Raw genomic sequence first — 20,287 nt, forward strand, 5'->3', positions numbered from 1 at the left:
CCATGAAATTTCTTCGTGAATTCCTGTCTTACACCTCGAGCCTGCCCAGGCTGGCGATCTGGGCTGTCGGCACCTTTCTCTTCCTCGGCATCTTCGCGCCATGGCTGACGCCGCATGATCCGAATGCGCAAAACCTGCTCCAGGCGCATATGGGCCCGTCCTTCGCCCACTGGTTGGGTACCGATCATGTCGGCCGCGATACACTGAGCCGGCTGATCCTGTCGGCGCGAACCTCGGTTGTCGGCATGACCCTTGTCCTGGTGCTCGCGCTTTCTGTTGGCGTTACCATTGGCACGGTTGCGGGCTATCGCCGTGGCTGGGTCGAAGAGGGCCTGATGCGGATCGTCGATGTCGGGCTGGCGATGCCCAGCCTTATCGTGGCGCTGGCCGTTATCGGGATTTTCGGTACCGGCTACTGGAATATGATCCTTGCGCTGGCACTCGCCTGGTGGCCGGGCAGCGCGCGCATCAGCCGGGCGGTTGCGGTCAACGTCATGAACAGGCCTTACATCGAGTCCCTGCGGGTCCTCGGGGCAAGTCCGGCCCGGATCTATTTCCATCACCTGCTGCCCGCAACGCTGGGCGCCGTTCTTGTCTACGCGACGGCAGATGCAGGAGCGGTGGCCCTGGCGATCGCAACGCTGAGTTTCCTTGGGCTGGGCATCCAGCCACCAACGCCGGAATGGGGCCAGATGCTGGTAGATGCCTTGCCCTATCTCGAGTCTTCGCCGCGTCAGGTCATCCTCCCAGGACTGGCGCTCACTCTGGCCGTGATCGGCTTCAATCTGCTTGGCGAATCCATTGCGCTGAACCGGGTGCCCACCCCGCTTTCCCGCAAGACCCTTCGCCAGAGGCGAGTCACGGCAGCTGCATGGAAGAAGGCATAACCGGATGGCTTCGAAGGATATTCTGAGGGTTTCGGATCTCTGCGTGGATCTGTTCACCCAGCGTTCGGTCATCCGGCCGGTCGACGGGGTCAGCTACTCTGTCAATGCTGGCGAAACGCTCGCCATCGTCGGCGAGAGTGGCAGCGGCAAGACGGTGCTGAACTTTGCCCCTCTCGGCCTGATGCCGACGGGCGTCAATGTCGACCTGAGCGGCTCGATCCTGTTCAACGACACCGAACTGGTCGGCATCGCCGAACCAGCATTGCGAAAGCTGCGCGGCGGCTCGATCGGAACGATCTTTCAGGATCCGATGAGCGCGCTGAACCCCGCGCGCACCATCGGCAGACAGATCGCCGAGGTGACCGAACTGCATATGGGCCTGAGCTCCAGCCAGGCCGAAAGCAGGGCACTCGACCTGCTCAAGCTGGTCAGGATGTCCGACCCCGATGCGCGGTTGAAGCAGTATCCGCACGAACTGTCAGGCGGGCTTCGCCAGCGCGTCATGATCGCCATTGCGGTTGCCGCCGAGCCGAAGCTGTTGATCGCCGACGAGCCGACGACCGCTCTCGATGTCACCGTGCAGGCACAGATCATCGCCTTGCTGAAGGACCTGCAGAAGCGGCTGAACATGGCCATCGTGCTCATCACCCACGACATGGGCGTGGTGGCCGGCATCGCCTCGCGTGTTGCCGTCATGTATGCCGGCCGGGTTGCCGAATACGGGCCAGTCGGCGACGTTCTGGTCGAGCCGCGGCATCCCTACACGATGGGCCTGATCGACGCCATTCCGCGTGCCGACGATGCACCCGGCTCGCTGTTTCGCGGGTTGCCTGGCGCACCGCCGATCCTGGGCGCACCTATCCCGGGATGCGCGTTCGCGCCTCGGTGCCACGCGGCAATCGAAAGCTGCCACATCAGTCGCCCGGCGCTGGTGTCGACGGTTCAGCCGCTGGTTTCAGCCGCCTGTCCGATTATCAACAAGCACAATCACGGGGGCGCGTATGTCCAGCACTAAGTCAGTCCTGCGCGTTGAAAACCTGGTGACGCGGTTCAAGAGCGTCGAACGCGGCAAATGGGTCAAGGCGGTCGATGGCGTGAGCATCGAGCTCCGTCCCGGAGAAATCGTTGGTCTGGTCGGTGAATCCGGTTGCGGAAAGTCGACGCTGGGGCGCTCGATCGTCGGGCTAGAACGCCCGCAAAGCGGCCGCATCTTGCTCGATGATATCGACCTGAGCGGCCTTGGCGGACGCAAGCTGCGCGAGACCCGACGAGCGATCCAGTATGTGTTCCAGGATCCATATGCCTCGCTCAACGATCGACAAACAATCGGCGAGGCGATAACCGAAGCGCTGGTAATCATCGGGGTTCACGACAGGGCCCGGCAGCGTCGGCGGGTTCACGAATTGCTCGACCAGGTCGGGCTACCCGACACGGTCGCGGAACGTTATCCGCGCGAACTGTCCGGCGGTCAGCGCCAGCGCGTGGCGATCGCCCGCTCCCTTGCGGTCGAGCCGCGCGTTCTGATCTGCGACGAGCCGGTCAGCGCACTCGACCTGTCGATACGCTCCCAGGTCATGAACCTGTTCCTGACCCTGCAGAAGGATCTGGGCGTCGCCTGTCTATTCATCGCCCATGACCTGGCGCTCGTCCGTCAGGCCGCGTCTCGCGTCTATGTGATGTATCTCGGAAAGATAGTCGAGCAGGGGACCTCGCTCGATGTCTACGAAAGACCGACCCATCCCTATACACGCGCGCTGCTTGCCTCGATCCCAAGCGCCGATCCGCGCATCGAGGCCACGCGCGAGGTTCCGGCATTGCTGGGGGACATTCCGAGCCCGACCAATCCGCCATCCGGCTGCCGGTTTCGAACGCGGTGCCCGAGCGCGATGCAGGCATGCGCCGCGGCCGAGCCGCCGACGGTCTGGGTTGGTCCCGGCCACGGCGCGGCATGCATTATTGCCTCCCAGATCAGGGCAACCGAGGTCGTGGCGCGGCCCGAGCAGCAACGCCTGCCACAGCAATTGTCAGCCTAGGCGCCGGCAACAACATCGACACAGATTCAGTCTGAACGACGGAGGCATCCAGGATGTTTTTGAACAGTGACACAGCTCATGCGAGCTCGCTGAAGAATGCTCCCGACAACGAGGAGTTCTGGGGCGCGGTGCGCAAGACCATGGCGCCGATGTACACCCACACCCAACTCGTCAACACCCGGCGAGGGTCGGCGCCTCTCGAAGTGCGCGAACGGGTCAGGTCGCTCGTCGACCTTTCGCTTTCTTATGAGCTCGATGAATACGAGCCATTTCGCGACCTGAAGGAAAGTGGTTCCTCGCTTATGATCAGGCAGATGCTGGCCGACTATTTCGGCGGCGGCGCCGACGAGATCGCGCTGACGCGCAATGCCATGGAAGGCATCGCCACCGTCCTGAACGGCGTGACGCTGAAGCCAGGCGATGAAGTCATCGCGACGAAATACTGCTACGATTCAAACCTTGCGATCTTGCGGCAGCGCGTCGAACGCGACGGCATTATGCTCAAGCTCGTCGATCTTCCCTTCGGTCGCGGCAGCGACGCCGAGTTCGTCAAAGCCTTTTCGGACGCCATTACCGAGCGCACGCGGCTGATCACATTTCCCCACGTGGTCGTCCGTACCGGCCAGGTGCTGCCTGTGAAGCCGTTGGCCGAACTGGCGCGCGCCAAGGGTATTTTCAGCTTCGTAGATGGCGCCCATTCGGCTGGGCATATCTGCTTTCGTCTCGACGAGCTTGGCTGCGATGCTTTTGCGACCTGTCTTCACAAATGGATGTACGGGCCGCGCGGCACTGGCTTTCTCTATGTCAGGCGGGACAAGATCGCCGACGTCTGGCCGATGTGGGCAAGCTGGTCGAACAAACCGGTGGACTCGATCGAGAAGTTCGAGGAGGTCGGGTCGGTGTTCAAAGCGCTGCCGGCGTCAATTCCCGATGCATTGGCTTTCAATTTGCAGATCGGTCAGGAGGAGAAGGCCGCGCGGCTGCGCTATATGCGCAACCGCTGGATGATTCCGCTGAGCAGGCATGAGAAAGTCACGATGCTTACCGACATCGACGCCGAGCCGGGCACCGGCTTTGGCGCATTCGTGCTCGACGGCATTGATCATGGACAGTTTGCCAAGGCGCTGCTCGACGAATTCAAGATCAACGTCTTGTCGTTTGCAATGGATGAAGACCCCTCGTTGAAAGGCATCCATGTGTCGCCGGGCCTGTCGAACAGCCTCGAAGAGATCGATCGTTTCGTCGAAGCAACCGACATCGTCCTTGGCAGGTTCGGCTCGACCCTTACCCGGGTATGACAAACAACTCGCGGTCGAGTCTGGTCAGCGCTTCCGCGCCGGTGGCGGTCACCAGGAAGGTGTCCTCGCTCATCATGCCGCCCCAGCCGGGGCGGTAGTAAGGCGCCTCGATATTGACCACCATGCCTTCCCGCAGCGTGACGGGGTTTGAGGCTGCGATTGTCGGATACTCGTGGCTCTCGATGCCGAGGCCATGCCCGACATGGTGACGCATGTATTGCGGCAGCCCGGCCTGGCGGACGGCTGCCACGGCCTCATGAAACAGCGCATCGGTGGTCATCCCCGGTGCGACCATTTCAGAGGCTTTGCGGTGGCCCATCGAGGTCGCCGCAAACGCCGACATGACATCCTTGCCCGGGTCACCGACAAAGGCGGTTCGCGCGGTGTCTGACCAATAGCCGCCGAATGTGGCGCCGACATCGATGCGCACGATGTCGTTGGCACCGATCCGCCGCCGGGTCGGATAGGCATCGGCAAGCGCGCTGCGTTCTCCCGAGGTGACGACCACGAAGCCGGGCGAGCCGCCTTGCGAGATCATCTCGGAGGATATTCTGGCGGCAAGCTCGTATTCCGTCATGCCTGCCTTGGCATCGCGCAGGGCGTTGCCCAGAGCGACTTCAGTCAAAGCGGATGCACCGCGCAAAAGGCTTATCTCGAGCGGGTTCTTGATTGCACGGGCGCCGCGGAAAAATGCCGCGGTCGCGCGCGCGTCGATCAGTTGCAACCCTGGTGCCGAAACGAGCTTGGGGGAGGCGCCATCCACGCTGTCGATGCCGAGCTTGTGCCTGCCGCCGGCCAGCTGCGCGACGGCAGCGGAGAGAGCTTCATCGAACGTGGCGAACTCGACGACATCGGTTCCTTCGCGTTCGCGCAGTTCCTGGTCGTCGAAGAAGAAGTTGCCATAGCAAAAGTATCGCAAGTCCTTGCCGACGGTCTCGGCGGCGGACCAGAGGTCTGCTTTTGGGCCGACGAGGATCCAGGCGTCTTCAACGAAGACCACTGCCATCTTGAGCAGCCAGCTGGTGTCGAAACCCATGCTCCTATAGCGGCTGCAGTAAAAGACATGGTGCGGCTGGGTCGCGACCAACACGACGCTGCTGTCGCCGATCTGATTGAAGATGGCTTGCCGGTTTCTGCGGGCCAGCTCTTTGACGTCCACCGACGCGCCGTCCATTTGGTCTTTTGTGCTCACGGTTGAAGCGGGTTGAATTCGCCGACAAACTCGTTGCGGTCGGCAGGGTAGATCAGTTTTACCCAGGTGACCGGCATGGCGTCAGCCCATGTCTGGCGAAGCGACACCAGCAGCGGCGCGTTGGCCGCGACGCCGAGTTGCGCGGCTTGTGCTGCGGTTGCGATCTCAGCGCGGATGGTGTGTCGAAGCCGCGTGCATGGAAGCCTTGCCAGCAACCAGATGTTCGGCGTTTCGGTCTCAAAATCCGCATCCACCGCATCCGGGGCAGCCTGCAAACTGATGAGCCGTTCCTCCAGCACTTCGGGCTTGCCGAAACCGCTATGCACCGCATGAAGGCGCAGCAAGGGCGTGCCCGCTTCTACCTCCGGCCAGACAGATGTGTCAGCGCCGGCTATGATGACGGACGAGCCAACCACCCGGTAGGCATAGGTCCTGCCCTTGGCTTCGATGTCTTGCCTGATATCGAGATAGCCGATCACCGCATGCGATTCAGTGGTCTGAGCAACGCGCGTTCCCTGCTTGCGCCGGCGCTCCAGAAGTCCTGCTTCGGTAAGCTTGGACAGCGCCTTGCTGACGGTTGCCCGGGTCGTCGAGAATTTTTCCAGCAGCGTATGCTCGGAAGGGATGCGGTGACCGGCGGGCCACCGCCCGCTCATGATCTCGGCACGAACCGCGCGCTCGATCTGCCTGTAGATCGGACCATTGCCGTCCAGCTCGATCGTGTCAGCCAATTCAGTGTTGGTTTCTTGGTCCATCACGTCCCGGCAGCCCCATCAAAAAATGCTCTTCGAACCACGCCAGCGTATTGTCTACACATAAGACACCATGCCGATTTCTGCAATAACTCCCAGACGTTTCGGAAGCGCGGCCGATACCTCCTCAGAGAGGCCAGGCATGCGGCGCCACAATAGCCCTGCGCAGCATCGTGGCCCCTGAACATAAAAGGGGCACGGGCATACGATAGAAAGATCAAATAATGGACAGCGATGTGCCTCCTCGCCACAGAGGTCGTAGACGGTTGGAAGCTTTTCAGGTGACGATATTGCGACGGCGACGAACTGCCAGCTGCCGGTAGAGGGTTTCCGGAGTGACGCCAATTTCCGAGGCCATTCCTTGCCAATTGCCCTTCGGGGGAAGCTTCCAATCGTTTTCTCCGAACCAAGCATCCAGCCGTTCCGCTACCGTTCGATGGACGGGGTCAACGGTTGGCGGCTCGAGGCCGCTGAAATCCCCGAAGGTGCGATGTTGACGGTAACGCCGGCGAAGACAAGCGATCTCGACAAGATCCGAGGCCTCGGGTTCATCGGAGTGATGACGGTTGGTATGCATCACCAGCAACACCACCTTGCCATTGCAACCGGGCGGTCGCCTCACTGAAGCAACGCTGAGCACCGGGCCATGAATTGACCCAGCCCGCAACAAAAGCGGTGGGTAAGATATCCAGGAGGCGTCGACTGGATGCTGGGCGCGCTCAATGTCATGAGCGTGGCAGCCAAATCATGGCGCTAAGGCCGCCTTCAGGTCGGTTCCGAAGCGTCAACCGACCGCCATGTGCCTCAACCGCCGACAGGGCAATTGCGAGGCCGAGACCCACGCCGCCGCTCTCGCGGCTGCGTGATCCCTCGACCCGATAGAAGGGCTCGAAGACGCGGGTAAGCTCCGTTTCCGGAATCCCCGGCCCTTCGTCATCGACCATGATCGTGACCGACGCTGGTGTCGTTTCGATTGCAACATGCGCGGCTTTTCCATACTTGACCGCATTCTCGATCAGGTTGGTCAGCGCGCGCTTCAGCGCCATCGGTCGGCATTGCAGGACGACTGGTTCCGAGTGCTCCATTTCGACTGGAAGCCCGGCGTCGCCCATGTCGTCGACAATGCTTTGAATGAGCGCGGTCACGTCAGTCGCCCGCGCGCGCTCCGTTTTCGCTTCGTCGCGTGCGAACTCGAGCGCGACGCCGACCATGGCGTCCATTTCGGCGATGGTCGACAGCATTCGTTCGCGCTCGCCGGTGTCCTCGACATTTTCGGCGCGCAACCGCAGCAGCGTTAGCGGGGTGCGCAAATCGTGCGAAATGGCGGCCAGCAGCCGCGTGCGGCTTTCGATCAGCCTGCGCAAGCGCGCCTGCATGGCGTTGAACGCGCGTGCGGCATGGCGAGTTTCCGTCGTGCCGGCTTCGGGTAAAGGCGGCGCGTTCAGATCCCTGCCAAATCGTTCGGCTGCCGCCGACAGTGCGCCCAGTGGCGCTGCGACGCGGCGCACCGCCCAGGCCGAGGCAGCAAGGACCATGACCGCCATGATCCCCATTGACACCAGGAACTGGCGTGAGAAGCCCGACCCGCTCTCGGGCAGGACGGTTGCGAAGATGAGCCACTGGCCATCGGCGAGGGGGACCGCAACCTGTAAATCTCGGAATCCGCCAAAAACGCCGAACGGACCCATGCCATGCATCATAGCACCGGGTCCCGGACCCATCATCGGGCCCGGCATACGGGCTGCGCCTGCGGTGGCCGACACAAGCGGCCGCCGCTCTGGCCCGAGCGACAATTCTTCAATCAGGAATTCGCTGATCGCCTGCGAGACTGCCACATCGTTCTCTGCCTGGTCGAAAGAGGGAGCGTCTATTGAAAGAGTTACTTGAAAGGCTTGATCGCTGATACCGGTTACAATCCGCTCCCGCCAGTCGAGCGGCGCTTCCTCAACCAGTCGCGTGAGATTGGCGACGCGCTGCGCCAAAGCGAAGCCGCCAACGGCGCGGACGGCTTGCCCGCGGTCAAGCGAATAGATCCAGGAACCGAAAATGAGGGAAAAAAGGAGCCCCGAGACGAGGACTATCAGCGTCTGGCCGAAAAGGCTTTTCGGAACGAACCGAGTCATTGATGCTCGACCGCCGGCGTGAACATGTAGCCACCGCCCCACACGGTCTTGATGATCTTCGGTTCGCCGGGATGGCGCTCGAGTTTCTTGCGCAGGCGGCTTACCTGGGTGTCGATGCTACGGTCGAAGGCCGCGGCGGAGCGCCCCCGTGCCAGGTCGAGCAGTTGTTCGCGGCTAAGCACCCGCTGTGGCCGTTCGACGAATGTGATCAGCAGGTCGTATTCGCCGGTGCTGAGCGGGACCGTCACGCCGTCGTCCCGCAGCAACTCGCGTGCACCGGTGTCGAGCACCCATCTGTCGAAACGGCAGTGCTTGGGGCGTTGGCCGGTTGTTGCTGCCGGGGCGTCGCCGCTGCGGCGCAGAACCGCCCTGATGCGCGCGACCAGTTCGCGGCTGCCGAAGGGCTTGGCGACATAGTCGTCCGCGCCCATCTCAAGCCCGATGACGCGGTCCACCTCGTCGCCCTTGGCCGTCAGCATGATGACCGGGATGTTTGAATCTGCACGCAGGGCGCGGCACAGCGACAGGCCGTCTTCACCGGGCAACATCAGGTCCAGCAGGACGAGATCGATGCGGCTGTCAGCCAGCGCCTTGCGCATGGCGCGCCCGTCGGCTGCCGCGCTGACGCGATAGCCTTCCCGGGCGAGCGCGCGCGAGACCAGATCGCGGATCTCGCGATGGTCGTCGACGATAAGGATGTGAGGCACAGCGTTCATGGCGGGTTTGTAACCCAAACCCATTCCGGCCGTCCCGGAATTGTTGTGTCCAGATGTTTCAGCGGTTGGCTCAGTCACAGTTTGTCACAAAAAGGCGGTTTCCTGAAAAACCCCGATGACATCCAGCGCTTTGAATGCACCCAACAACGGAACTGACTGTTGCCCCGACTATGGAGACAGACAGGAAAAAGAGAACAGTTATCCTTGGTGGCCTCGCCACCGCGATCTTACTCACTGGCGGATGGGCCTACGCGCAATCGGCCGGATATGGCCCCGGTGGCTTCGGCCCGATGTCCATGCACGGACAAGGCGGCATGAGACCCGGCATGATGTACGGTGGGCAGACCTTCGCCGACCCCGCGCGGGTCGATGCACTCAAGGCCGATCTTGCCATCAAGCCGGAACAGGAGGCCGCCTGGACCAAATACGCCAAGGCCTTGAAGGACGCGGCCGGGACGATGACGACACCGTTCGAAGCAGTCGGCAATGATCCCAAGGACGCCACGCCACAGGATCATTTTGCGCAGATGACCAAAACCCGTGATTTGGGCCGCAAGCAGTTCGACGCTGCGCAAATAGCGGCGAACGAACTCCTCGCCACACTTGATGATACACAGAAGGCCAAGGCGCAGGAGAGCTTGCCTGGCCTGGCCTTTGGTCCCGGCATGATGCATGGCCGCGCCGGAGGCTCGCCGCTCTGGCGTTGACGCAACCGGTTCTTGGCGCGCCGGCATTCGCCGATATCGGCGCGCCGACACGTGGTGACCCGCCGGTGATCATCAGACGGCATGGTTCGATTTAACGTTGACCGAGATCAAAGACCGTCAACTCTGTTGGGAATATAAGGAGGCATTGATGTTGGAGGTTCCGATGACGCCTAAAACAGGGCTCCTTAAGGGACGTATGCAAATCGGCGGTATGCTCGGGTCGGCCATTGGTACGGTGGCTTCCGCGCTGGGAGCGGTGCCAGCGGCAGCTCAGCAGCAGCAGCCCTACTATTACGGTCCACACATGTGGGATGGAGCCTGGTGGATGTTCTTTGGTCCTTTCGCGATGCTTCTGTTCATTGCAGCGATCATTGCGCTGGTCGTTCTGGTTGTCCGTTGGCTGGCGGGTACGAGCCAGGGCGGACTCGCGCAAACGCCTACTAAGACCCCCCTCGACATTCTCCAGGAGCGCTTCGCGCGCGGCGAGATCGATAAGGAGGAATTCGAGGAACGGCGGCGCATTCTGGGCGCTTGAGCGTACCCCGAGCAGATTTGACGAGGTTATGTGTCCATGGCGAAAGCTGGTGACAGCGCGAGCCGTTGAACTGCTCGATTATCATGAGGTCGGCCACCGCAAGCACGCGATGCCCGTCTCCGGCGACGAAGCCCAGCGCGTCGCCCCCGCCCGTGCGCTTGCCAATCCGCCGCGCATCATCCTCGCCGACGAACCGACCGCGCCGCTCAATTCCGCACGCGCGCGCATCGTGATGAATCTATTGCGGAGGGATCGCGATCGACCAGAGCGCGACCATCGGCGTCGTCACCCATGACGAGATGGTTCTCGATCGCTTCGACCATATTGCGCGACGGCCGGCTGGAGATTGAAACCAGCGAATTCTCGCGTTCACCCTGTGGAAAAAGGTTGAGCAGAATCCGCAGGCGACAGGCAGGTATGATGAAGAGCGTTTCACACGCCTGCTCTAATGGTGGGTGCTGTTCCTTTCGACGACATGTAGGTGCCACGGTTGACAAACTTTGTCACAAAATACCCTCTTTCTGAAAAACTTGGGTAAAATCCAGCCTCTCCAATGTGCACAAGCAACAGACCCTCAGTTGCACAGATATTGGAGATTGAGATGAAGAAGAAGACTTTGGTGATTGGCGGTATCGCCGCGGCCACCTTGCTCATCGGCGGTTGGGCTTTGGCGCAGTCAGTTGGTCATGGGCCAGGCGGCTTCGGTCCCGGCAGAATGATGGGGATGCACGGTCAAATGGGGACCGGTATGCAAGCCCAGATGGGTCCAGGCATGCGGGGTCAAATGGGGGCGGGCATGATGGGCATGGGAATGATTGGCGGCAACGCAACCATGGACGAGCGCCGCGACCTCCATGACCTGTTCTCCAACCATGATCGCATCAAACGTACGGTGACGAACCTCCCGGACGGCATCCGCACCGTTACCGAATCGGACGATCCGCAGGTGGCGGCAACGATCAAGAAGCACGTCGCCGAAATGGGAAAGCGGGTCGACGAAGGGCAGGACCCGGGTCTGCCGATCGAGACCCCCGCGCTGCACGCGATCTTCGATCTCAAGGACAAGATCAAGACCGTGTATGAGGTGACCGACAAAGGCATTATCGTCATCCAGACCTCGACCGACGAGGCGGCCGTCAACGCGCTTCAGGATCACGCCGCCGAAGTGACCGATCTTGCCCGGCGCGGGATGGTCGCGGCGCACGAGGCCATGATGAAGAACGGCGGCGGCATGATAGGGCATGGCATGCGCGGTTCCATGACTGATCCGCAGTATGAGCAATAGCGCCGATAGCGACGCAACGAGTCCGGCAACAGCATGGCCAACTCAGGAACGACGGATGCCGGCCCACCCACGGACCGGCTGAACGGGCATCGGCGCAGACCACGCGGTCCGTCATCAGTTTGAGCGGCGAGCTGAAGTCTAGCACCAGCAGATATGGCAGGGTGTTGACTGTGTGGTCGAAGATCGACGGTCTGTCGCTTAGGAATGGACGTAATCTGGCTTTAAATCGGTCGACGAATGAGTTAAGAATGGCCGCATGAATACGCGCCCCGCTGCAAGGGTTATTGTCGACCGCAAAGCTGCCCCGTTGGTGGAAGCGGCACTGGCCGACACGCGCGTTGTTTTGATTTCCGGACCCAGGCAGGCAGGTAAGACCACCCTCGCGCGAATGTTTTCGGACCACGGCCGCACCTATGTCACTCTGGACGATGCCGGTACGTTGAGCGCCGCAAGGGCGGACCCGATTGGCTTTATACGTGGGATTCGGCGCGCCGTGATCGATGAGGTGCAGCGTGCACCTGATCTAATGCTCGCCATAAAGGCAAGCGTAGACGAAGATGAAGAGCCTGGCCGTTTTCTCCTTACCGGCTCTGCTAACCTGGCAACCATACCCACAATCGCCGACTCGTTGGCCGGTCGCATGGCCGTCATTCCACTCCTGCCATTCGCCCAGGCCGAAATCCGCTCAAGCCCAGGCCGCTTTCTGGATCGTATGTTCGCCGGAGAAGAGCCCGCGGTCGAAGGTGATACCGTATTGGGCGAGGATTTGATGAACGTCGTCCTCGCTGGCGGCTATCCCGAAGCGCTTCGACGGCCTTCTGCGGCCAGACGCGTCTCATGGCTTGAAGACTATGTCAGCTTGATCCTGGATCGTGACGTAAGGGAAATCGCCAACATCGATCAACTCGACCGTTTGCCCCGATTGCTGAACATACTGGCCGAACACGCGGGGCAGTTGGTCAACAATAGTAGCTATGGTTCGGCGTTGGGACTATCCGGCGTCACCGCCCAGAAGTATATCGCCATTCTCGAGCGGCTGTTTTTGGTGAAGACTGTTGCACCATGGTCGAACAATCGCCTCAGTCGGCTCGTCAAAACGCCCAAGCTGCACTTCATCGATACCGGGTTGCTTGCTGCCCTGCGCGAGGATGAACTCGACCGCCTGCGCGCGGACAAGACCCGGTTTGGCGCCATCCTGGAAAGCTTTGTCGTCTCGGAACTGCTCAAACTCGCGTCTTGGTCCGAGAGGCGCCTGTCGTTCACGCACTATCGGACAAAAGACCGCGATGAAGTCGACGTGATTATCGAAGATCGCCGTGGCAGAATCGTTGGCATTGAAGTTAAGGCGTCGGCGACGATTAAGGCGGATGACTTTCGGGGGTTGCGACAGCTTCAGGACGCCGTTGGTGATCGGTTCGTGCGCGGCTTGGTCCTGCATGATCATGACCGCATCACACCCTTTGGAGAAAGGCTTCAAGGGGCGCCGCTCTCGCTGCTCTGGTCCATGTGAAGGCCCCCCGGTTCGCCGGCGGAAAGCTGCTAGACAACAACACCGTGACGATGCCGTGGGTGCGGTCCTCTGCTGCGCCTTCATCACCGCGCTTTTCTCCTGCCGTCCTGCTGGTTTTTGGCAATACCCCTGGCAGTGATGTTCATGTCGGCCGCGGTTGTTCAGGACAAGGACTTTCTTCAATCGCTCTCTGGCAGCTGGCAGGGCTCCGGTCAGGTCAGACCGGGGCCGGACTCTGCGCCGGTTTCTGTCGTCTGTACGCTCAAATCACGCACCAGCGGTGCTTCGCTCAATCTGGAGGGCAATTGCCGGGCGAAAGTTGTCTTCTCACGGCGCATAGGCGTAGATCTGCGCGCGGACGGTTCGCACTATTCCGGAGCATATGTCGGTACACGTCGCGGCGCCGCCAGCCTTGCTGGCAGCCGAACTGGAAACACGCTCAATCTCCAGATCCCGACCGGGGCTCGGGCGCGCGAGTCGCCACCTTGCAACTGGCCAGCAGAATTGAGGGTGAAATGCGCATCGTCACGAACGAACGACACCCACGGACCGACGCTCGGACTGAGTTCAGCCGCAACTAGAATGACGTTTGTTAGGCCTGTTTCCACTTAGAAACGATAGCGTAAGCCGATTGTATTTGCGTTCGATCCTTCGGCCATGTCGCCGAAAAAGCCGTTTGCCCCCGACCTGTGGTGCAACTGGTAAACCAACTCGAGGTCAGGAATTTGTCTGAGTCGGAAGGAGAGTTCGGGACCGACGAACCCAAGTGTCAAGCGAAGCGAGGATTTGACCCCTTTGGCGAACTGAAGAACTGACCCCCTTCATTGGTTTGCTGTCTCGTTGGTTTCGAGCGCCGGTCCGGCCTTCTGCAGAAGGCCGGACCGGCGCTTTTCGCGGAGCCGGTAGCTGTCGCCCCGGATGGTGATCACCGTGGAATGGTGTAGCAGGCGATCCAGGATCGCCGTGGCCACAACGGGGTCTCCAAAAACGCTTCCCCATTCGCCCACGGACCGGTTGGAGGTGATCAGGATCGATCCCTTTTCATAGCGCCGCGACACCAGTTGGAAGAACAAATGGGCAGCGTTGGCCTCGAAGGGCAGATAGCCCAGTTCGTCGATGATGAGCAGTTTCGGCCGCGACAGGAGCGTCAACTGCTTGTCGAGCAAGCCGTCGGCATGAGCCTTGGCCAGCATCGCCACCAGCGTCGCCGCCGTGATGAACTGCACGTTGTAATTCTGACGGATGGCCTCTCGGCCCAGGGCGACCGCCAGATGGGTCTTGCCCGTGCCCGGCGGCCCCAGGAACAGGAGTGTGTCGCCGTGCGCGATCCATCGGCAGGTCGCCAGTTCCCTGATCTGTTCCTGATCCAGTGAGGGCTGCGCCTCGTAGTCGAAGCCGTCCAGCTCGCGCACGAAGGGGAACTGGGCGAGCTTGCTCGACATGGAGATGCGCCGCTCGTCGCGGCGGGCAATCTCCCGCGACACCAGGAAGGCCAGGGCCTCGCGCAAGGTCATCTTCGAACGAGCCGCTTCATCCAGCAGCGTATCGAGCTGGTCGCGGATCGCCGTCAACTTCAGCCGGTCCAGCGTTGCGATGAGCACGTCGTGATCTACGTTCGTCATCACCAGGCTCCTCCGACAACCGCCTCGTATTCCGCGAGTGGCCGCAGCAAGGCGGCCGGCGCGATCTCGACAGGATCTGCGCGCACTGGCCCTTCGAAGCCGGCAACGCCAACAAAATGGGCCCGGTCCACGATCCGTTGCCGTCGCCCTCGACACAGGGCATGATCGGCCACCACCTGGCCCGCATGACGGATGATCACCCGGCCTGCCAGCACCACGACCTGAACGCTCTCGCCGATCAGGCGCCAAGGCACAGAGTAGCTGTTCGTGTCGAGATCGATCGCGCAGTCTGCCTGAACCTTGCGTACCAGATCCCGCAACTGTCCGAATGGCGCTCGGCCAGCCAGCGGGCGCAGTGTACGAGCTTCAGCAGCAAAGCGTTCCGTCGGCGCGACACCGGTGGTGCCGTGTTCACGCTGGTCGGCCACCTCGCGTGTCCACCGGTCCAGATGCGCCTCGAACGCCGCCCAACTCTCGAACCGGCGTCCCGCGATTGCGTTCTTCTTGACGTAGCCGACTCCGCGTTCGTCCTTTCCTTTCGTGCGTGCCCGATAGGGAGCGCAGGCCCGCGGCGTGAAGCCCCAATACCGGGCGAAGGCATGCAGCCGAGCGTTGAACTTCACCTCGCGCGTCACCGCATCATGGTGTTCGACCAGCGCCTTCGCGTTATCGATCAGAACTTCCACCGGAACACCCCCAAACCGCAGGAATGCGCCTTCCATCCCTTCGAACCAGTCGGTTTGGCGCTGCCTCGGCGAGGCTCGAATGTGCATCCGGCGGGAATAGCCAAGCGTTCCGACAAACACATGGATCCGCACCCGCTCGCCGCCGATCCAGACACGCGTATCGCCGAAGTCGATCTGCATCTGATGACCCGGCGCCGTCTCGAAGCGGACCGTCGCCCGCTTCTGCGCTTTCAACTCGCGTCGCCATTGTCGAACTCGAAGCTCCACGGAACGCAACCCAATGACGATGCCATGCTCGCTCGCCAGTTCCTGGCGAATGACATCGGCATTGCCGTCGTGGCGGAAAAAGCGCTCCCGAAGCCAATCATCCAGACCGTCAAACGCTGTTCGACGAGCAGGCTGGCGATACGACACCACACCACCTTCACGAAGGTAGCGACGAACCGTATTGCGTGCGCAGCCGAACTCCTGCGCAATCCGTTTCGATCCCCAGCCAACCTCATGCAGTCGAACCATCGCTGAAACCTCTTCCCCCGACCGCATCTCCTCAACTCGCGCTGTTTTCGACACGGCGAGCTTCAATGGAAATTCAACATTCATCTACTGATCCTCTCAAAAACGAGGGGTCAGTTCTTCGTTTCGTTCGGGGGTCAATTTCTCACTTCGCCTGACACCAAGTAGCGTTGCATCGCCGTCCCGGCTGATCTCGCGAAGGCGCTCGATCTCGGTAGGTCCAGTCACGGCACTAAGACCGACGGCTACCGCCGGCGCAATCGCCAGATCGCCTATGACAAACCCATGGTGGCGGAGTCTCAGGCCGGCCCAAACCTCCCCGGTCGTCTTATCATCGTCGCCAAACCGGATTGCCGCCCCCGCTACCCCGCCAAGAACGAAGCCTGCTCCAAGTTCACGGAAATCGCGTCCAAAGGCAGCTCCAACGAGGTAATTGTCCGTGTAGTCCACGTTCCAGAATTGCAGATTGTCGCCGAAGGAGCCTTCGCCAAACACGCCCCCGAAAACATGGACGTCGTTCAGCCGAACCTGGCCTTCGGAGCTGACGAACGGATCCTGGGTTGCGATGTAAACAAAAGGGGTGCCATCGCCTGCGTGAAGGCTGCTGGCCGGTGACAGGAACAGAATTGCAGTTATAAGCGGCTTCGCTCCAAACACGGACCTCTCCCGAATCAAACGCCCCCACTTCTGTTAATCTAGCATCGTGAGAGTCAGTGCATGCAAGTTCCTGGATGTCGCGATCCTCGTCCTAGGCCAGGTGGCTCGTGGCATAAGGCTGCCAGTAGCCGATATAGCCGTCGAGCTGCGCCCTGCTGGTGGCCGGCGCCAGCCGCATGAAGGCGAGCCAGTCGACGAGCAGGCGCATGACATTTTTCGCGCCTTCGACGTCGCCATGAACAACCACCGAAAACAGCCGTCCCGCGAGATGGCGGGGATAAGGCCAGCCCAGTTCCACCAGCTTGGCCTCACCGGCCTGCTTGCCATGGGCGGCGACCCACATCGGGTAGATGTCGTTCATCCAGTCCTGGGTCTAGCCCAACCCATGATTGGGATAACAGGAACAGGGCGAGTGACAGAGCGGTGCAGCCGTCGAAGAGCACGCCTTGCAAGGGAAAGTTGCGGTCATATTCGCAGGCCAGCCGCGACAAATCCGTTCTCCAGCGGCGCTACCGAAGAGATATCGACGACAACCTCCTCCCACCACTTCCGAAAAAACGAGCTCCAGGCTCAAAGTCCGGCGGAGAGCCCCTATCCGGCCACTTGCCTTTGGAATGCGACTAAGGGCTAACGAAGTCCAAAAAACGACAGTATGGCCACTACGATGACAACCAGTCCAACCAGATAAATGATGTTGTTCATATCGGTCCTCCCGTGCATTTGATAGGCGACATCATCCAAACGCTAGGCAGTCGCCGAAGTTCCGCGCATGGCTGTGCGCCCATGTGACCGCGACCGCCCCCTATCATGGGATATGCAACTCTTCGCGATTTCATCCGCTCGGCGGAAGACCCAACCAAGGAAGTGCTATTCGCTCTCAGATCGTGGGAGGCGCAGTGTCGATGACAAGCTTGAAAAGACAGTCACCTGGCTCGGGAAGGGCGGGAGCCTGTTGGCAGGCGACAAGGCCCGACTGCGCGAAATGAACTGACCTGGCAGGCTCCGACGGCCCAGCAATCGGATGGATTGTGCCCGCAGGATCTCCAGCCTCAACCTCGTCTCCCACCGCCACTGCAGGCTCGAATATCCCCCTGACCAGAGCGTAGGTGAAGGCCTGCCTGCAATCGACCCGCATGGGTCGTGTCGGTCCCGCCGGCTCAACTACAGCGTCGGGCAGGATGCCCAGATGTTTCAGCACACGCAGCACCCCGTCTTGCGCCAGCGTTTCGCCCGCTCGTAACAGTGACGCCGCCACCGAGTTCGGTCGTCAGGGCTGGAATGCCGAGCGCCTGGGCTGTCGCCGACAGTGTGGTGGCGCCGCCGCCATCCGACTGGTGTTTCCCTCGATGGGCGCATTGGCCCCGAGATGATCATGGCTAGCGATATTGCCACCCTCTTAGCAAGATAAGGGTCCAGTATGGCTGGGATTGCTGCACGCATTGGAATGCCTGCCTCTCGCTAGATCGGCCGCGGCCGTCCAGATTCGTACTATCATGCAACAGGCGGCCCTGTGAACATTCGTATCCTCAATGACCTCATTCACGTCCTGCTTCGTGGAACCCGACAAGATCTCGAACACGATGACTACATCACTGTAGGTTAGATCGGGCGCCAATTGCGGTTGCCGTGCGGGCTGCGGCAGGGTCCATCATGGCTAGCGATGCATCGGATGGCCAGACGAGGGAGGCATCGAGTGCTTCATGCCTGTAAGGTCGATGCTCTCGCACAACTCTGCCTGCATCTCAGCCAGAGGTCGAGCCATCCTTTCAGAGCGTCCCCAACCGGATGTCCGAAAGTTAACGAAGCCGTGTGAACATAGCCGTGGGCGCCCCTATTGGCGCTGAACCGGTCGAGGTTCGGGACTCTTCTGGGCATCCGCTATGGTGGACCCGGATTATTGGTTCTGAGCCTGTGAAAATGTGCGCGCAGCTTCACGAAGAAGGAACTTCTGAATTTTTCCTGTCGCGGTTCGCGGAAGGGATTGAAAGACGAATGTGCGGGGAATCTTGAAGCTGGCCAAATGGAGGCGGCAGAACTTCCTCAGCTCTTCCGAGTCAACCTGGGCATTTGCGCGCAGCTCGACGAACGCACAAGGGGTTTCCCCCCATTTCGAATCCGGTGCGGCAACGATCGCCGCCATGAGAACTGCTGGATGCATTTGAAGAACATTTTCCACCTCGATGCTGGAAATGTTCTCACCACCGGAGATAATGACATCCTTGGAGCGATCCCGGATTTCAATATTTCCTGACGAATGCATTACCGCTAGGTCACCGGTGCTAAAGTACTCGCGGGAAAACGCTTCATCGGTTGCTCTCGGATCGGCGTAGTACCCAGCCATCAGAGTGTTGCCGCGCAATACAATTTCCCCAACGGAGCTCCCGTCCATCGGAACGTCTTGACCGTCTTGTCCAATAACTCGAATATGATTTGCTGTTAAATGTCGGTTGCCTTGGGAGGACAAAAGTTTGGCCCTGTCGCTGACATCAAGCTCGGTCTCGGTTTTGTGGAGGGAACAAGCGCTTGTGGGGCCGAAGGATTCTGTCAAGCCATAGAGGTGAATGAATTCAAACCCGAGTGCGTCCATCTGACAGATCAACGCACTGGATGGGGATGATCCACCCGACGCAACCCGGACCGACGTCGAGCTGGGGTTCCTTGTGGACCGCGCAGGGTGATCAAGCAACATATTCAGCACTACGGGCGCACAGGACATATGTGTAACGTCTTGATCGGCGATACTGTCAAAAATCTCCTGTGGATCGACCTTGTCCAGGCAGACGTGGAAACCTGTGGCGGCGGTGACCGCCCATGCATGGCACCAACCGTTGCAGTGAAAAAGCGGGAGGGTCCAAAGGTACCTGGTGCGGTCGTCAAAACCCAGCGCAATAAGGTTCCCGATGGCATTCAAATAGGCACCGCGGTGGTGGTAGACGACGCCTTTTGGTCTGCCCGTGGTGCCCGACGTGTAATTCAAAGCAATTGGTTGCCACTCATCCTTCACGTTGGCCAAAAGCTGCCTTGGTCGAGCAGGCGGAGCGCTCAGAACGTCGAATCCCCCGTCCCCCGTCTGGCTTGCGAGGACAACACACTTGATCCCGGCGGCCGCGGCAGCACTTTGGGCTTTCTCCGCGCAGCTCATGTCGGCAAGAATTACCCGCGCTTCCGAATGCTTGAGAATGTACGTAACAGCATCGACGTCCAGGCGTGGATTTAGCGCGTTGATGACAGCCCCGAGTACCGGCACGGCGAAATGCGCGGCTAACATCTCAAATCGGTTGGGGGCCATAACGGCGACCACGTCGCTCGCACCAACCCTCCAATCTTCCAGCGCGTCCGCCATGCGAAGAACGAGTTCGCCAAACTCTCCATAGCTGTACGACCTCAAGCGCCATCTCACTGCCGGGCGGTCCGGGCAAACAGCAAGCGCTCGGTCCAAGAAAGATAGCGGCGTGAGCGGTTGATGGTTCGCCGCCCGACGTGCGAGATGGGGCTCAATACGCATCAGAATGTCCTTTGCCTAAACGGAACTGGTTTACGCCAGTGAAGCGTCCAGCCAGCACACTCTGATGCCAGCACAGTAGCTGCCAGTGATTAATGAGTTCAATTTTCGTCATGTGCCGGGGATGGTCCTCGTCAAGTATATCGCTACCTTCGTGGAAGCAGGCGTAGAAATCATCGATGCGACCAGAATTCAAACCCTCGGTCCAATCCTCAAATACGTTGGCGAGCGATTCCTGGGTTGGTTGATGAACCATTGCAGGTCTCTCA

At 60.6% G+C, this 20,287-nt stretch carries 20 protein-coding genes and 1 pseudogene; 9 read left to right on the forward strand and 12 right to left on the reverse strand.

The genetic code is table 11. From position 1 onward, the window contains the following. Positions 1-2: 2 nt before the first annotated feature. From IG197_RS34410 to IG197_RS34425, 4 genes are read left to right on the forward strand one after another with little or no spacing between them, the layout of a single operon-like run. The gene (locus IG197_RS34410) at positions 3-887 is read left to right on the forward strand and encodes an ABC transporter permease (RefSeq protein ID WP_192321396.1); all 885 of its coding nucleotides are present in this window, start codon (positions 3-5) and stop codon (positions 885-887) included. Between the two features lie 4 nt (positions 888-891). Continuing rightward, a complete protein-coding gene (locus tag IG197_RS34415; protein WP_192321398.1) occupies positions 892-1,902 on the forward strand; it encodes an ABC transporter ATP-binding protein in 1,011 nt (336 codons plus the stop codon). Next, the gene (locus IG197_RS34420) at positions 1,889-2,920 is read left to right on the forward strand and encodes an ABC transporter ATP-binding protein (protein WP_192321400.1); all 1,032 of its coding nucleotides are present in this window, start codon (positions 1,889-1,891) and stop codon (positions 2,918-2,920) included. The genes IG197_RS34415 and IG197_RS34420 overlap by 14 nt, the downstream gene beginning before the upstream one ends. Positions 2,921-2,973: 53 nt before the next feature. Further along, positions 2,974-4,218 carry an aminotransferase class V-fold PLP-dependent enzyme gene (locus IG197_RS34425; RefSeq protein ID WP_192321402.1) on the forward strand — a complete coding sequence of 415 codons (1,245 nt, stop codon included), beginning with the start codon at positions 2,974-2,976 and terminating at the stop codon, positions 4,216-4,218. Here IG197_RS34425 and IG197_RS34430 read toward each other — a convergent pair. From IG197_RS34430 to IG197_RS34450, 5 genes are all read right to left on the reverse strand, one after another. After that, complete coding sequence (locus IG197_RS34430) at positions 4,205-5,254, reverse strand: Xaa-Pro peptidase family protein (protein WP_192321403.1); 1,050 nt, start codon at positions 5,252-5,254, stop codon at positions 4,205-4,207. The genes IG197_RS34425 and IG197_RS34430 overlap by 14 nt on opposite strands. Before the next feature lie 152 nt (positions 5,255-5,406). Then, positions 5,407-6,165, reverse strand: coding sequence for a UTRA domain-containing protein (locus IG197_RS34435; RefSeq protein WP_210346937.1), 759 nt, complete (start codon positions 6,163-6,165; stop codon positions 5,407-5,409). Between the two features lie 274 nt (positions 6,166-6,439). Beyond that, entirely contained in the window at positions 6,440-6,742 is a 303-nt protein-coding gene (locus tag IG197_RS34440) for a hypothetical protein (protein ID WP_192321407.1), read from the reverse strand. A 145-nt stretch (positions 6,743-6,887) separates the two neighbouring features. Further along, entirely contained in the window at positions 6,888-8,285 is a 1,398-nt protein-coding gene (locus IG197_RS34445) for an ATP-binding protein (RefSeq protein WP_192321409.1), read from the reverse strand. Continuing rightward, positions 8,282-9,001 (reverse strand): response regulator, encoded by a 720-nt coding sequence (locus IG197_RS34450; protein ID WP_192321411.1) that lies wholly within the window; start codon positions 8,999-9,001, stop codon positions 8,282-8,284. Before IG197_RS34450 ends, IG197_RS34445 begins: the two co-directional genes overlap by 4 nt. A 314-nt stretch (positions 9,002-9,315) precedes the next feature. On the opposite strand from IG197_RS34450, the gene IG197_RS34455 reads away from it, so the two are divergent. The 5 genes from IG197_RS34455 (at position 9,316) to IG197_RS34475 (ending at position 13,038) form a co-directional block, all read left to right on the forward strand. Continuing rightward, positions 9,316-9,708, forward strand: coding sequence for a Spy/CpxP family protein refolding chaperone (locus IG197_RS34455; RefSeq protein WP_192321413.1), 393 nt, complete (start codon positions 9,316-9,318; stop codon positions 9,706-9,708). 97 nt (positions 9,709-9,805) lie between these two features. Continuing rightward, complete coding sequence (locus tag IG197_RS36520) at positions 9,806-10,243, forward strand: SHOCT domain-containing protein (protein WP_246765528.1); 438 nt, start codon at positions 9,806-9,808, stop codon at positions 10,241-10,243. Between the two features lie 49 nt (positions 10,244-10,292). Beyond that, complete coding sequence (locus tag IG197_RS36755) at positions 10,293-10,538, forward strand: ATP-binding cassette domain-containing protein (RefSeq protein ID WP_192321415.1); 246 nt, start codon at positions 10,293-10,295, stop codon at positions 10,536-10,538. Positions 10,539-10,844: 306 nt separating this feature from the next. Then, positions 10,845-11,528, forward strand: a complete 684-nt coding sequence (locus IG197_RS34470) for a hypothetical protein (RefSeq protein ID WP_192321416.1) — start codon at positions 10,845-10,847, stop codon at positions 11,526-11,528. A gap of 256 nt (positions 11,529-11,784) precedes the next feature. After that, positions 11,785-13,038: an ATP-binding protein gene (locus tag IG197_RS34475; protein ID WP_192321418.1), complete on the forward strand. Its 1,254-nt coding sequence runs from the start codon at positions 11,785-11,787 to the stop codon at positions 13,036-13,038. A gap of 821 nt (positions 13,039-13,859) precedes the next feature. On the opposite strand, the gene istB is transcribed toward IG197_RS34475, so the two are convergent. The 7 genes and pseudogenes from istB to IG197_RS34510 form a co-directional block, all read right to left on the reverse strand. Continuing rightward, on the reverse strand, positions 13,860-14,660 hold the full coding sequence (gene istB / locus IG197_RS34480) for an IS21-like element ISSme2 family helper ATPase IstB (protein ID WP_192314504.1): 801 nt from the start codon (positions 14,658-14,660) through the stop codon (positions 13,860-13,862). Beyond that, entirely contained in the window at positions 14,660-15,889 is a 1,230-nt protein-coding gene (istA, locus tag IG197_RS34485; RefSeq protein ID WP_192319869.1) for an IS21 family transposase, read from the reverse strand. The genes istB and istA overlap by 1 nt, the downstream gene beginning before the upstream one ends. 69 nt (positions 15,890-15,958) lie before the next feature. Beyond that, a complete protein-coding gene (locus IG197_RS34490) occupies positions 15,959-16,516 on the reverse strand; it encodes a hypothetical protein (protein ID WP_192321420.1) in 558 nt (185 codons plus the stop codon). A 100-nt stretch (positions 16,517-16,616) separates the two neighbouring features. Next, positions 16,617-17,010 (reverse strand): annotated as a pseudogene (locus tag IG197_RS34495) (NADPH-dependent FMN reductase); the annotation flags it as partial. 383 nt (positions 17,011-17,393) lie between these two features. Beyond that, the gene (locus IG197_RS37040; protein ID WP_192321422.1) at positions 17,394-17,771 is read right to left on the reverse strand and encodes a succinylglutamate desuccinylase/aspartoacylase family protein; all 378 of its coding nucleotides are present in this window, start codon (positions 17,769-17,771) and stop codon (positions 17,394-17,396) included. Between the two features lie 639 nt (positions 17,772-18,410). After that, a complete protein-coding gene (locus IG197_RS34505) occupies positions 18,411-20,021 on the reverse strand; it encodes an AMP-binding protein (protein WP_192321423.1) in 1,611 nt (536 codons plus the stop codon). Continuing rightward, on the reverse strand, positions 20,011-20,274 hold the full coding sequence (locus IG197_RS34510) for a hypothetical protein (RefSeq protein WP_192321425.1): 264 nt from the start codon (positions 20,272-20,274) through the stop codon (positions 20,011-20,013). Before IG197_RS34510 ends, IG197_RS34505 begins: the two co-directional genes overlap by 11 nt. Positions 20,275-20,287 lie beyond the last annotated feature (13 nt).

The organism is Aminobacter sp. SR38 (assembly GCF_014843375.1).
Taxonomy (GTDB): Bacteria; Pseudomonadota; Alphaproteobacteria; order Rhizobiales; family Rhizobiaceae; genus Aminobacter; species Aminobacter ciceronei.